The sequence below is a fragment of the Actinocatenispora thailandica genome (assembly GCF_016865425.1).
In the GTDB taxonomy this organism is placed as follows: Bacteria; Actinomycetota; Actinomycetes; order Mycobacteriales; family Micromonosporaceae; genus Actinocatenispora; species Actinocatenispora thailandica.
Genome location: NZ_AP023355.1, coordinates 7,345,916 through 7,359,199 on the forward strand (window position 1 = coordinate 7,345,916; position 13,284 = coordinate 7,359,199).

The 13,284-nt window shown below is 72.4% G+C and carries 10 protein-coding genes and 1 pseudogene; 9 read left to right on the forward strand and 2 right to left on the reverse strand.

Annotated features, from left to right (window positions below; all coding sequences use genetic code 11):
* Positions 1–131: 131 nt before the first annotated feature.
* The gene (locus Athai_RS33420) at positions 132–641 is read left to right on the forward strand and encodes a DUF2752 domain-containing protein (protein WP_203965168.1); all 510 of its coding nucleotides are present in this window, start codon (positions 132–134) and stop codon (positions 639–641) included.
* A 151-nt stretch (positions 642–792) separates the two neighbouring features.
* On the opposite strand, the gene Athai_RS33425 is transcribed toward Athai_RS33420, so the two are convergent.
* Positions 793–1,281 (reverse strand): hemerythrin domain-containing protein, encoded by a 489-nt coding sequence (locus tag Athai_RS33425; RefSeq protein WP_203965169.1) that lies wholly within the window; start codon positions 1,279–1,281, stop codon positions 793–795.
* A 509-nt stretch (positions 1,282–1,790) separates the two neighbouring features.
* Between Athai_RS33425 and kdpF the strand changes: the two genes are divergently transcribed.
* The 4 genes and pseudogenes from kdpF to Athai_RS33445 all read left to right on the forward strand — a co-directional run bounded on the left by kdpF (position 1,791) and on the right by Athai_RS33445 (position 6,664).
* Positions 1,791–1,880 (forward strand): K(+)-transporting ATPase subunit F, encoded by a 90-nt coding sequence (gene kdpF, locus Athai_RS33430; protein WP_203965170.1) that lies wholly within the window; start codon positions 1,791–1,793, stop codon positions 1,878–1,880.
* Entirely contained in the window at positions 1,881–3,542 is a 1,662-nt protein-coding gene (kdpA, locus tag Athai_RS33435; protein WP_203965171.1) for a potassium-transporting ATPase subunit KdpA, read from the forward strand.
* Positions 3,543–3,577: 35 nt separating this feature from the next.
* Positions 3,578–5,756: pseudogene (kdpB, locus tag Athai_RS33440) on the forward strand (potassium-transporting ATPase subunit KdpB).
* On the forward strand, positions 5,756–6,664 hold the full coding sequence (locus tag Athai_RS33445; RefSeq protein ID WP_203965172.1) for a potassium-transporting ATPase subunit C: 909 nt from the start codon (positions 5,756–5,758) through the stop codon (positions 6,662–6,664). Before kdpB ends, Athai_RS33445 begins: the two are co-directional and overlap by 1 nt.
* Positions 6,665–6,788: 124 nt before the next feature.
* Here the strand turns inward: Athai_RS33445 and Athai_RS33450 are convergent, their stop codons facing one another.
* The gene (locus Athai_RS33450; RefSeq protein WP_203965173.1) at positions 6,789–8,324 is read right to left on the reverse strand and encodes an FAD-dependent monooxygenase; all 1,536 of its coding nucleotides are present in this window, start codon (positions 8,322–8,324) and stop codon (positions 6,789–6,791) included.
* A 107-nt stretch (positions 8,325–8,431) separates the two neighbouring features.
* On the opposite strand from Athai_RS33450, the gene Athai_RS33455 reads away from it, so the two are divergent.
* The 4 genes from Athai_RS33455 (at position 8,432) to Athai_RS33470 (ending at position 13,176) form a co-directional block, all read left to right on the forward strand.
* The gene (locus tag Athai_RS33455; protein WP_203965174.1) at positions 8,432–9,049 is read left to right on the forward strand and encodes a TetR/AcrR family transcriptional regulator; all 618 of its coding nucleotides are present in this window, start codon (positions 8,432–8,434) and stop codon (positions 9,047–9,049) included.
* Between the two features lie 242 nt (positions 9,050–9,291).
* Positions 9,292–10,506, forward strand: a complete 1,215-nt coding sequence (locus Athai_RS33460; RefSeq protein WP_203965175.1) for a cation:proton antiporter — start codon at positions 9,292–9,294, stop codon at positions 10,504–10,506.
* A gap of 190 nt (positions 10,507–10,696) precedes the next feature.
* Entirely contained in the window at positions 10,697–11,812 is a 1,116-nt protein-coding gene (locus Athai_RS33465) for a sulfite oxidase (protein ID WP_239157319.1), read from the forward strand.
* Entirely contained in the window at positions 11,812–13,176 is a 1,365-nt protein-coding gene (locus Athai_RS33470; protein ID WP_203965177.1) for an FAD-binding oxidoreductase, read from the forward strand. The genes Athai_RS33465 and Athai_RS33470 overlap by 1 nt, the downstream gene beginning before the upstream one ends.
* Positions 13,177–13,284 lie beyond the last annotated feature (108 nt).

The window sequence follows — 13,284 nt, forward strand, 5'->3', positions numbered from 1 at the left end:
GCCACACCTCCCGTTGAACATTCTGGCTTTGATTGGAGAATCTTGCAACAAGTGCCGTGCCGGGCTCGCGGCCGGGCGTGCGACCGCCGGGTACGGTCGACGTGACGCCGACCCGAAGGAGTCCGACCGCCGTGTCCGAGGTTGTTGCCGGGCCGACCGAGCAGGCCACGTTCGCCGTTCCGGCGCCGGGACGGATCGCCCGGCTGTGGCGGCGGCTCCGGCTGCTCGGGCCGTGGCTGCTGGTGGTGCCGTTCGGGGCCGCGGTCGGCTGGGTGCAGACGTTCGACCCGACCAACGGCAAGGAAGGGCCGCTGGGGCCCTGTGCCTGGCACCTGACGTTCGGGATCAACGGCCCGAGCTGCGGCGGCACCCGCGCCTTCTACTACCTGATCCACGGCGACCTCGTCGACGCGGTGCGGATGCACCTGCCGTTCGTGCTCGCAGTGCCCTTCCTGCTGTACGGATGGGTCGCCTGGGCGCTGTCCACGGTCGGGGTGCGGTTGCCGATGCGGCGCCCCGGCACCGGCTGGCTGATCGGCTACGGCGTGTTCTTCCTGCTGTTCACCACGGTGCTGCGCAACCTGCCGGTCGAGCCGTTCGCCTGGTTCGACATCCCCAACACCGCGCACCGGATGTGGTGAGCCGCGCCGGCGCAGGTGCCGAACGACCCGGCAGCACCCGCCGTTGTCCCCGTACCGCCGGGCCGGGATCCGGTGCCGCCGCGGCGATGCGGGAGGCGCCGCGGCAGCCCGGGCGCCCCGACCGTGACCCGGCCGGCGCGGCGCCGGCCGGTCAGCGAGGCCGGCCGAACCCGAAGACCAGGGCGGACCAGCCGGTGTCGGCGACGCCCTCGTCGAGCGCGTTGCGCAGGGCGCGTTCCTCGTAGCCGAAGTGCGATTCCATGATCGCCATCAGGCCGTCCAGTTCCCGGCCGACCGCCTCCAGCGCGGTACCGGAGGCGCCACGCGCGGCCTCGGCCAGTTCGGCGGTGCGGGACAGGATCGACGCGATGAGCGCGTGATCCTCGACCAGCTTCGTCACCGTGCCGGCCAGGTCCGGCCGGTCGACCAGCAGCTGCCGGAACAGTCCGGCATCCTCGCCCTGATGGTGGGCGGTGAGGGCGGCGCAGAAGGCCAGGCAGTGCGTGGCCAGCAGCTCGTTGGGTACCCGCCCGGTCCCCAGGTCCTGCTTGAGCCGGGTGAGCTGGTGGCGTAGTTCGTGATGGGCCTGCGCGAGTTGCAGGCTGAGCGCGACGGCGCGGTCGCGGTCCGGGGAGGCCACGAGGGCGGTCCCTTCCTTGCGTTGGCACCTCCATGCCTGACGCGGTCCGCCACCGGCACGCGATGCCGCCGACATCCGATCATGACCGCGCTGCTCGCGCAACCACCGGCGCCGCCCGGATGTCGCGGCACCACCCGCGCCGCGGGGGCCGGTGGGCATCGGCCGGCCCGGCTTGGGCCTCCCGACACCAGTGCGCGCCCGGCGGCGTAGGGATTTCGTCAAGAGCTGCCGGCCGGCCGTTGTTTTTTCGTCAAGAGACCTGGTGGCCGCCGGGCCGGCGGAGATCTACTTCGGGCGGCGATCCGGGGCGGATCGCACCGGCCCCCGCGGCACGGGCCTGGCGGCGAGGTGGCCGGCGCCGGTGCGGGAAGGCACGGTGCGTGGCTGCCCGGGCGGGCGACGACAACGAGGAAGGCGAGGAGAGGCGCGATGGCTGACGTGGCCTACGTGCTGTTGACGGTGGGGTTGTTCGGTCTGCTGGCGTTGGTGGTCAAGGCGGTGGACAAGCTGTGAGCGCGACGAACCTGGTCGGCCTGGTACTCGTCGTCCTGTTGGCCGTGTTCCTGGTCGTGGCCCTACTGTTCCCGGAGCGTTTCTAGATGAGTGCCACCTGGGCCGGCGTCGCGTTCGTCGCCGCCCTGATCCTCGCGCTGGCGGTGTCCTACAAGCCGCTCGGCGACTACCTGTTCCGCACCGTGACCTCGAAACGGCAGCTGCTTCCCGAGCGGGTGATGTACCGGCTGATCGGGGTGGACCCGAACGGCGAGCAGACCTGGAAGGTGTACGCGCGCAGCGTCCTCGCCTTCTCCGTGGCGTCCCTGCTGTTCCTGTACCTGCTGATGCGGGTGCAGCACTGGCTGTTCCTGTCGCTCGGCTTCCCGAACGTGGTCCCGTCCGGCGCCTGGAACACCGCGGTCAGCTTCGTCACCAACACCAACTGGCAGTGGTACTCCGGCGAGTCCACGATGGGGTACGTCGTCCAGGCCGGCGGGCTGGCGGTGCAGAACTTCGTGTCCTCCGCGGTGGGCATCGCGGTGGCGGTCGCGCTGGTACGCGGCTTCGCCCGCAAACGCACCGACCAGCTGGGCAACTTCTGGGTCGACCTGGTCCGCATCGTGGTGCGGGTACTGCTGCCCCTGTCGGTGATCGGCGCGGTCGTGCTGGTGGCGGGCGGCGCGATCCAGAACTTCTCGTCCGGGGTCGACGCGCACACGGTGGCCGGTGCCACCCAGCACATCACCGGCGGGCCGGTGGCCAGCCAGGAGGTCATCAAGGAACTCGGCACCAACGGCGGCGGGTTCTACAACGCGAACTCTGCCCACCCGTTCGAGAACCCGACGTCCTGGACCAACTTCATCGAGATCTTCCTGCTGCTGGTCATCTCGTTCAGCCTGCCGCGCACCTTCGGCCGGATGGTCGGCGACAACAAGCAGGGCTACGCGATCGTCTCGGCGATGGCCATCATGGCGATCGGCAGCGTCGTGCTGATCAACGTGGTGCAGGGGCTGCACCACGGCACCGCGCCGATGGCCGCGGGCGCCGCCACCGAGGGCACCGAACAGCGTTTCGGGGTGCTGAACTCGGCGACGTTCGCCAGCTCGACGACGCTCACCTCGACGGGGGCGGTGGACTCGTTCCACGACTCGTACACGGCGCTGGGCGGTGGGATCACCATCGTCGACATGCTGCTGGGCGAGGTGGCGCCCGGCGGTACCGGATCCGGCCTGTACGGCATCCTGATCCTCGCCGTGCTGACGGTGTTCATCGGTGGTCTGATGGTCGGCCGGACGCCGGAGTACCTGGGCAAGAAGATCGGTGCCCGGGAGGTCAAGTTCGCCTCGCTGTACTTCCTGACCATGCCGGTACTGGTGCTGGTCGGTACCGGCCTGGCGATGGCGTCACCGACGCAGCGGGCGGCGATGCTCAACAGCGGCGCGCACGGCCTGTCGGAGGTGCTGTACGCGTTCACCTCGGCGTCCAACAACAACGGGTCCGCGTTCGCCGGCCTGACGGTCAGCAGTACCTGGTACGACACGGCGTTGGGGTTGGCGATGTTGCTCGGCCGGTTCCTGCCCATCGTGTTCGTGTTGGGGTTGGCCGGCTCGCTCGCCAGACAGAAACCGGTGCCCGCGTCGCCCGGCACGCTCAAGACTCACCAGCCGCTGTTCGTCGGAATGCTGGTCGGCATCACGCTCGTCATGGCGGCGCTCACGTTCCTGCCCGTTCTCGCCCTCGGCCCGCTGGCCGACGGCGTGCGCTGAGCGCCGAAGCAGAAGAATCCAGAGGAACCTGAAGAATGGCTGTCACCTCTCTCGGCAACGAACCGGCGCGGGAACGCCCTGCCGGCGCGGGGCCGCACCGGATCTCCGGTGGGCTGCTGGATCCCCGGCAGCTGTGGAAGTCCATCCCCGGCGCGCTGCGCAAGCTGAACCCGTACACGCTGTGGCGCAACCCGGTGATGTTCATCGTGGAGATCGGCTCGGTGTTCACCACCGTGCTGGCGATCAGCCACCCGACCGCGTTCGCCTGGGTGATCACCGGCTGGCTGTGGCTGACCGTGGTGTTCGCGAACCTGGCCGAGGCGGTCGCCGAAGGGCGCGGCAAGGCGCAGGCCGATGCGCTACGCAAGGCCAAGACCGACACGATGGCCCGCCGCCTGGTCGGCTGGTCCCCGGTGCGACCGGCCTGGCGGAGGAACAGGTGCCGGCGCCGCAGCTGCAACAGGGCGACATCGTGGTCGTCGAGGCCGGGCAGACGATCCCGGGCGACGGGGATGTCGTGGAAGGCATCGCGTCGGTCGACGAGTCGGCGATCACCGGCGAGTCCGCGCCGGTGATCCGGGAGTCCGGCGGCGACCGCTCGGCGGTGACCGGCGGCACCCGGGTACTGTCCGACCGGGTCGTCGTGCAGATCACCCAGAAGCCCGGTGAGAGCTTCATCGACCGGATGATCGGGCTGGTCGAGGGTGCCAACCGGCAGAAGACGCCGAACGAGATCGCCCTCAACATCCTGCTGGCCGCGCTGACCGTCATCTTCGTACTGGCGGTGGCGAGCCTGCAGCCGCTGGCGATCTACTCGAAGGCGGTGCAGGCGTTCGCGCCGAACGACCAGGCCCTCGACGTGCACGGCGTCAGCGGCATCGTGCTGGTGTCCCTGCTGGTGTGCCTGATCCCGACCACGATCGGCGCGCTGCTGTCGGCGATCGGTATCGCCGGGATGGACCGGCTGGTGCAGCGCAACGTCCTGGCCATGTCCGGCCGCGCGGTGGAGGCGGCCGGGGACGTGAACACCCTGCTGCTGGACAAGACCGGGACGATCACCCTCGGCAACCGGCAGGCCAGCGAGTTCCTGCCGGTGGCCGGCGTCAGCGCCGAGGAACTGGCGGACGCGGCGCAGCTGTCCAGCCTCGCCGACGAGACCCCGGAGGGGCGCTCGGTGGTGGTGTTCGCGAAGTCGGAGTACGGGCTGCGGGAACGCCATCCGGGCGAGCTGACCGAGGCGGAGTGGGTGGAGTTCACGGCGCAGACCCGGATGTCGGGTGTCGACCTGCCGGCCGCCGACGATGCGGCCGGCGGCGGGGCGCGGCAGCTGCGCAAGGGCGCGGCCTCGGCGGTGTCGGACTGGGTTCGCGGCCACGGCGGGACCGTGCCGGCGCAGATCGGTCAGCTGGTGGACGGGATCTCCGCATCCGGCGGTACGCCGCTGGTGGTCGGCGAGCGGGTCGGCGACCGCAGCCGGGTACTCGGCGTGATCCACCTCAAGGACGTGGTGAAGGCCGGTATGCGGCAACGGTTCGACGAGATGCGCCGGATGGGCATCCGCACCGTGATGATCACCGGCGACAACCCGTTGACCGCCAGGGCGATCGCCGAGGAGGCCGGCGTCGACGACTTCCTCGCCGAGGCCAGGCCGGAGGACAAGCTCGCGCTGATCAGGCGCGAGCAGGAGGGCGGCCGGCTGGTCGCGATGACCGGCGACGGTACCAACGACGCGCCGGCGCTGGCCCAGGCCGACGTCGGGGTGGCGATGAACACCGGTACCTCGGCGGCCAAGGAAGCCGGCAACATGGTCGACCTGGACTCCGATCCGACCAAGCTGATCGAGATCGTGGAGATCGGCAAGCAGCTGCTGATCACCCGGGGCGCGCTCACCACGTTCTCGATCGCGAACGACATCGCGAAGTACTTCGCGATCATCCCGGCCATGTTCGTGGCGCTCTACCCGGGCTGGACGCGCTCAACATCATGCGGCTGCACAGCCCGACCTCGGCGATCCTGTCCGCGGTCGTCTTCAACGCGCTGGTCATCGTCGCGCTGATCCCGCTCGCCCTGCGCGGCGTGCGGTACCGGCCGTCCAGCGCCGGCTCGATGCTGCGCCGCAACCTGTGGATCTACGGCCTGGGCGGCATCGTCGTGCCGTTCATCGGCATCAAGCTCATCGACCTGATCATCATGAACATTCCGGGGATCTCGTAATGCGACTGCCGACCTGGATTTCCCAACATCTCGCCGCGGTACGCGCGGTGCTGGTCCTGACCGCCCTGCTCGGCGTGCTGTACCCGCTGGTGGTCACCGGCATCGTGCAGCTGCCGGGGCTGCGCGCGCACGCGAACGGTTCGCTGGTGCGGGTGGGTGACAGCACCGTGGGCAGCCGGATCCTCGGCCAGGGTTTCGTGGACTCGCACGGCAACCCGCTGGTGCAGTACTTCCAGTCGCGGCCCTCGGCGGCCGGCGCCGCCGGCTGGGATCCGACCGCCAGCGGCGCGTCCAACCTCGGGCCGGAGTCGGTGGTGGACACGCTGCCGAACCCGAAGCTGGTCGCCGCCGGCAAGACCGACGCGAACGCCCGGCAGAGCCTGCTCACCCAGGTGTGCGCGCGCAGCGTGGCCGTCGGCAAGCTGGAACACGTGTCCGGCGCCCGGCCGTACTGCACGACCGGCGGGGTGGGCGCGGTGCTCGGCGTGTTCCACCGGCACGGGTCGACCGGGCCGATCACCCGCGTGGTCAGCCTCGACCAGCAGTGCCCGAGCAGCCCGTTCCTCGCCCGCTACCACGGCGTCGCCGTCGAGTGCGCCCGCTACGGCGCGGACTACTCGCACGCGGTGGTGATCGCCGTCCGGGGCGACGCGCCGGCGCACCCCGCGGTACCGGCCGACGCGGTGACCGCCAGCGGCAGCGGCCTGGACCCGCAGATCAGCACCGCCTATGCCGAGCTGCAGGCGCCGCGGGTCGCACGGCAGCGTCGGACGAGCGTGGCGAACGTGCGGACGCTGATCGACCGGTACCGCACCGGGCGGGCCCTCGGATTCATGGGCCAGCCCGGGGTCAACGTGCTGGAGCTGAACCTGGCCCTCGACCGGCAGTACCCCTACCGGCAGCAGTGACCGCACGACGGGGTGCCATCCATCCGGTCACCGAACCCGGCCTGGGCCACCGCCTCCGCCCGTGCCGGCCCGGTGCGCGCCACGGCCGCACCCGGCCGCGCGGCCCTCGTCCCGGCCGGCCGGGTCACCGCCCTGCCCGGCCACGGAGCAGGGCGTCGTCGAGCCATCGCGTCAGGGCCGCCGCCTCGGTGGGCTTGCCACGCCAGGCCAGGTGCGCGTCGGGCCGCACCAACCAGACATCGCTTCGTTCGGGCCGGGGGATCAGCCGCACCGGGCCGGGGTCGAGGTGGTGGCGGGCCGCCTCGATGAGGTCGCCGGGGCAGCCGGCCGCGGTCAGCAGCGCCCACCGGCCGCGAAGCTCGGCGTGCAGCCGGGTACCCGTGCCGTCCGGTCGGGTGCAGGCCAGGTCGGGGACGCGGTCGCCGGGCCGCGGCCGGCGGCCCAGCCGTGCGCGCAACCCACCGGCCAGCGGGCCGCGCCGGTAGCCGACCCACAGCTGCGAGGCGACCCGGCTGGCCCGTCGCTGCACGGCGGGGAGGCTGGCCGCCGGTACCAGCACCCGGTCGCGCAGCGCCCGCATCAGTGCACCCTGGCCCACCTGCAGGCGGGTTGCGGTGGTGGTGCGGCGCAGCACCTCGGTGGCCAGCGGGCGGCGCTCGGCCTGGTAGCTGTCCAGCAGCGCCGGGGCGGCCCGGCCGGCGACGACCAGGGCGAGTTTCCAGGCGAGGTTCTCCGCGTCGCCGATGCCGGTGACCATCCCCTGCCCACCGAGCGGGCTGTGCACGTGCGCCGCGTCGCCGACCAGGAAGACGCGCCCCCGTCGGTAGCTGTCGGCCAGCCGGCGGTGCACCCGGAAGACCGACGTCCAGGCGGTGGCGCCCAGCTCGATGTCGGTGCGCCCGGTGCGTTCGGGCAGCAGTTGCCGGAAGCGGTCGAGGATCTGCTCGTCGCCGTGCGGGTCGTCGGCCTTCTCCGGGGCGGGGTCGTATGCCATCAGCCGCCACAGGTCGTCGGCCCGGCCGACCTCGCGCATCGGTACGGCGAACAGCGGGCCGTCGGGGTGAATCCAGCCGTGCCCGCCGCTGCGCTCGACCGGCCAGCCGGCGTGCACGTCGGCCAGCAGGAACCGTTCGCTGATCCGTACGCCGGGGAAGCCGATCCCGGTGAGCGCGCGCACCGTGCTGTGCGAGCCGTCGCAGCCGGCCAGCCACCGGCAGGTGACCGTGCGGCCGTCCTCGACGGTGCCGGTGACGCCGTCCTCGTCCTGTGCCAGGCCCACCAGCGTGGTACACCAGTCGACCCGGACGCCCAGTTCGCGCAGCCGGTGCCGCAGCTCGGCTTCGAGGTCGGCCTGCGAGACGTACAGCGCCGGCCGAGCGGTGCCCAGGCCCTGATCGCCGAACCGGACCGTGATCGCCGGCCGGCCGTCGAGGTACTGCGTGATCGTCAGTGCGGTCAGCGCCCGGTCCGGCAGGTCACCGAGGGCTCCGAGCCGATCGAGGACCTCGACGCCGCGGGCGTGCAGGATGTTCGCCCGCGACGTGGTGGCCGGTGCCGCCGCCGCGTCGATCACCCGGACCGGCACGCCCTGCAGCCGCAGCGCGCAGGCCAGCGCCAGTCCGGTCGGCCCCGCACCGACCACCAGTACCTCGGTGTCCATCACGCCTCCGCCGCACAACCACAGGCCGGAACGGTTCCGTTCCGATCGAGACTAGAGCGGGCCCGCTCGGAACGCAACCGTTCCGTTCCGCGCTATGATCCGCCGTGATGAACGAGCCCACCCGCCCACGCCCGCCCACCGGTGGGGCGCTGCTGCGCGCCCCCGTCACGGACGCGATCACCAGGGCGGCACTCGACGAACTCGCCGAGTCCGGCTACGCGGGCATGTCCATGGAGGCGGTCGCCCGGCGGGCCCGGGTCGGGAAGGCCGCGCTCTACCGCCGGTGGAACTCGAAGCAGGAGATGGTCGAACAGATCGTCGCCGGGCTGTCCTGGCACGCCGTGCCGGTCCCGGACACCGGATCCCTGCGTGGCGACGTCGACAGCTACCTGGCGCACGCCGCGGCACTCCGGCAGGACCTCCAGGCGACCCGCATCATCGCCGACCTGAGCGCCGAGGCCATCCGCAATCCCCGCCTCGCCCAGGTCTTCGCCACCGCGCTGCGCGAACCCCGCCGCGCCGCCGGCACCGCGATGCTGCGCCGGGCGGTCGAGCGGGGCGAACTTCCCGCCGACCTGGACGCAGAGCTGGCGCTGGACTGCCTGGTGGCCCTCGCCCATGCCCGCCCGCAGGCGCTGACCGCATCCGGCGAACTCGCCGACCCCTACCCGCGGGACAACCTCGTCGAGGTCGTCCTCACCGCCCTGGCCGCCTGCCGTACCTGACGGGTGGCCCCTTTCCGGCCCCGCCGGACCGGAGTCGAGGCCACCACCTCGGCGGGTGCCGCGGCGGCGCCGTCCCGGTGCGTACCGAATCCGGCGCGGAGCCGTCGGCGCACCCTCCCGTACTCGGTGTGCCGACTTGCGCTGGGCCGGATGATCCGGCATCTTGGCTTCTCGGAGCGCCGGGAAGTCTGGTCGGCACGTGACCCCGCCGGCAGCGGGGATCGATCCGAGGAAGGCTGTTCATGGCGCTCGTACTCGCGTTCGGCTTGGTCCTGCTCATCAGCGTCTCGCTGTCCGGCGTCGCCGCCCGGACGGTGCTGTCGACGGCGCTGCTGTTCCTGGTCGCCGGCGCGCTGATCGGGCAGGGCGGCTTCGGCCTGGTCGACATCGCTCCGGGCGATCCGCTGGTCACCTCGCTCGCCGACATCGCGCTGTTCACGGTGCTGTTCACCGACGGTCAACGCGCGAACCTGCCCGCGCTGCGGGAGGGCTGGAAGCTGTCCGGCCGCGCGCTGGGCCTGGGCATGCCGCTGACCATGGTGGGCATCGCGGTGCCGGCGCACTTCCTGGTCGGGCTGGACTGGCCGACCGCGTTGCTGCTCGGGGCGATCCTGTCTCCGACCGATCCGGTGTTCGCGGCGGCGATCGTCGGCCGGGCGGACGTGCCGTTGCGGCTGCGCCGGCTGCTCAACGTCGAGTCCGGGCTGAACGACGGGCTGGCCCTGCCGTTCGTGCTGATCTTCCTGGCCACCGCCGCGCACACCTCGTCCCACCTGGCCACGGTCGGCATCGAGCTGGTCCTCGGGCTCGTGTTCGGCATCGCGATCACCGCGGTGGTGACCCTGGCGTGGCGGTGGAAGATACTCACCGCCGAGCCCCGGCTGCAGGCGCTGGGGCCGCTGGCGATCGGCGTGATGCTGTACGCGGTGTGCCACCTGACGCACGCGAACCCGTACCTGGCGGCGTTCGCGGCCGGGTCGACGCTGGCGACCCTGGACCGCACCGCCGCGGAGCAGTTCGAGCCGTTGGGCGACATGCTGTCGGAGATCACCAAGTTCGCCGCCCTGCTGGTGTTCGGCGTGCTGATCACACCGGAGCGGCTGTCGCATCTCACCGTCGGCGGTTGGATCGTCGCGGTCGTCGCGATCATCCTGGTCCGCCCGGCGGCGATGCTGCTGTCGCTGTTGCGCACGCCGCTGACCCGGCGAGAACGGTCGGCCGCGGCCTGGTTCGGGCCGAAGGGCTTCGCCTCCGTCGTGTACGGGCTGCTCGTGCTGCAGTCCGGGATCGACGCCAACGAGGTGGTCTTCGACCTGGTCGCCATCACGATCGCGCTGTCGATCGTGCTGCACTCCTCGACCGACGTACCGGTGGCGAAGCTGCTGAGCTACGAGCCGCCGGACAACCTGCCGACCGGCCGCCGGGACAGCTCCGGCGATACGAGCCCGGCGGGCTGACCCGGCCCCGCCGGCGGCGGCCTGCCCGAAGGACGCCGGGCCGGCGCCAGGTGCCGCCGGGGCGGACCGGATGAGGTGGGGTGGGCCGACCGCCGGCGGCGGCCGGCCGGACAGCCGGTTCGGGCCGCCGTTCGACTCCCGCGGCGCCGGCTGGGCCCAGGTGATCACCGACCGGGTTCACGCTGGTTGGGTGGACTCCGTACCCGGTGGGCCGGCGCGGGTGGCCGAGCCGGCGGAACTGATCGGTCTGGACGAGCTGCGGCTGGCCGCCCGGAACCACGGGATGCCGCTGGAGGCGCTGCGGTACGACGTGACGCCGCCCGGCCTGCACTACCTGCTCACGCACTACGACATCCCGGACGTCGATCCGCAGCGCTGGCGGCTGGTGGTGGACGGCGCGGTCCGGCGACCGCTCCGCTGCACCGCCGCGGATCTGCGGGCGCGTCCCCGGCACACGGTGCGGGTGACGCTGGAGTGCGCCGGGAACGGGCGGGCCCGCCTCGTCCCCCGGCCGGTGAGCCAGCCGTGGCTGGACGAGGCGGTCGGTACCGCCGACTGGACGGGAACGCCGCTCGCGGCGCTGCTGTCCGACGCGATCCCCGCCGACGACGCGGCCACGGTCGTGTTCACCGGCGCCGACCACGGTACCGAGCGCGGCGTCGAGCAGGACTACCAGCGGGCGCTGCCGCTGGCCGAGGCGCTGCGCCCGGAGGTGCTGCTGGCCGACGAGATGAACGGCGCGCCGCTGCCGCCGCAGCACGGCTTCCCGCTGCGCCTGCTCGTCCCCGGGTGGTACGGGATGGCGCAGGTGAAGTGGCTGCGCGCGATCACCGTGCTGTCCGGCGAGTTCGACGGCTTCCAGAACGCGGTGGCGTACCGGCTGAAGCAGCGCCCGGACGAGGACGGCGAGCCGATCACCCGGATCCGGCCGCGGGCGCTGCTGGTGCCGCCCGGCCACCCGGACTTCATGTCCCGCGTCCGCATCCTGCCCGCCGGCGAGCACGTGTTGACCGGCCGGGCCTGGGCGGGCGCCGGGCCGGTCCGGCGGGTCGAGTTCTCCGCCGGCGGCGGCTGGGTGGACGCCGAGCTGGGGCCGGCGGCGGGCCCCTGGGCGTGGCGGCCGTTCACGGTCCGCTGGCGGGCCACCCCCGGCCGGTACGAGCTGAGCGTGCGGGCCACCGACGCGACCGGCGTGGCCCAACCGGTCGACGCGCCGTGGAACGTGCAGGGCATGGCGAACAACACGGCCCAACGGGTACCGGTGGTGGTCCCGCCGGGCGACGCGGCCGGGGAACAGGGTGCGTGATGACGACACTGGACCAGCTTCGGGAACAGGTACGTGGGCCGGTGGTGACCGAGCAGGACGAGGGGTACGAGCAGGCCCGCCGGGTTTACAACGGCATGATCGACCGGCACCCGAAGGTCGTGGTGCGCTGCGCGGACGACACGGACGTGCTGGCGACCGTCGGGTACGCCCGGGACAACGACCTCGCCCTCGCCGTCCGCGGCGGCGCGCACAGCGTGCCCGGCTTCGGCACGAACGACGGGGGCGTGGTGTGCGACCTGTCGGCCATGTCGGCCGTACTGGTCGATCCGGCGGCCCGGACCGCCTGGGCGCAGGGCGGCAACACCTGGGGCAGCTTCAACCACGCCACCTACGGCTACGGGCTCGCCACCACCGGCGGGATCGTCGCCAGTACCGGCATCGGCGGGTTGACCCTCGGTGGTGGTATCGGCTACCTGGCCCGCGCGCACGGCCTGACCATCGACAACCTGCTCGCGGCGCGGGTGGTCACCGCCGACGGGCGGGTCGTGACCGCCAGCGCGGACAGCGAGCCGGACCTGTTCTGGGCGCTGCGCGGTGGCGGCGGCAACTTCGGCGTGGTCACCGCCTTCCGGTACCGGATGCATCCGGTCCGCGACATCATGGCCGGCATCTTCTTCTTCCCGGTGGACCGGGCCGCCGACGTGCTCGCGAGCTACGACGCGTACATCGCCGACGCACCGGCGGAGCTGGGCGCGTTCCCGGCGTTCCAGATCGCACCGCCGCTGCCGTTCATCCCGCCGCAGGAGCACGGCAAACCGTTCTCCATCGTGGTGGCCTGCTGGTCCGGGCCGATGGAGGCGGGCGAGAAGGTGTTCGCGCCGCTGCGGGACGCGGCCCCGCTCGTCGCCGAGATGGTCGCCCCGATGCCCTACCCGGCGCTCAACGCGATGTTCGACGAGCTGCTGCCGGCCGGACTGCAGCACTACTGGAAGACGGTGTTCTCCCCGGCGATGACCCCGGAGGTGATCGAGGTGCACGCCGAGCACGGGCCGCGGGTCCCGGCGTTGCAGTCGACCATGCACGCCTATCCGATCAACGGTGCCTGCCACGACGTCGCGCCCGACGCGACGGCGTTCGCCCACCGGGACGCCAAGTACGCCACGGTGATCGCCGGCATGTGGCCGGACCCGGCGGACAACGACGCGAACATCGCCTGGGTGCGCGACTACTACGCGGCGCTGCGACCGCTCTCGCAGTCCGGCGGGTACGTCAACTTCATGGCCGGGGACGACCAGGACAAGCTGCGCGACGCGTACGGCGTCAACTACGACCGGCTGGTCGAGGTGAAGCGGCGGTACGACCCGGGGAACCTGTTCCGCGACAACCAGAACATCGTGCCGTAGCGCCCGGTGCCCGGTGCCCGGCGGCGCGGTGCTGGCGGCGCCCGGCGGCGCGGTGCTGGCGGCGCCCGGCGGCGCGGTGCTGGCGGCGCCCGGCGGCGCGGTGCCGGT

Coding starts and splice junctions, on each gene's coding strand:
- kdpA (WP_203965171.1), top strand. CDS start 1,881: ATGAGTGCCACCTGGGCCGGCGTCGCGTTCGTCGCCGCCCTGATCCTC.
- Athai_RS33445 (WP_203965172.1), top strand. CDS start 5,756: ATGCGACTGCCGACCTGGATTTCCCAACATCTCGCCGCGGTACGCGCG.
- Athai_RS33450 (WP_203965173.1), bottom strand. CDS start 8,324: ATGGACACCGAGGTACTGGTGGTCGGTGCGGGGCCGACCGGACTGGCG.
- Athai_RS33455 (WP_203965174.1), top strand. CDS start 8,432: ATGAACGAGCCCACCCGCCCACGCCCGCCCACCGGTGGGGCGCTGCTG.
- Athai_RS33460 (WP_203965175.1), top strand. CDS start 9,292: ATGGCGCTCGTACTCGCGTTCGGCTTGGTCCTGCTCATCAGCGTCTCG.
- Athai_RS33470 (WP_203965177.1), top strand. CDS start 11,812: ATGACGACACTGGACCAGCTTCGGGAACAGGTACGTGGGCCGGTGGTG.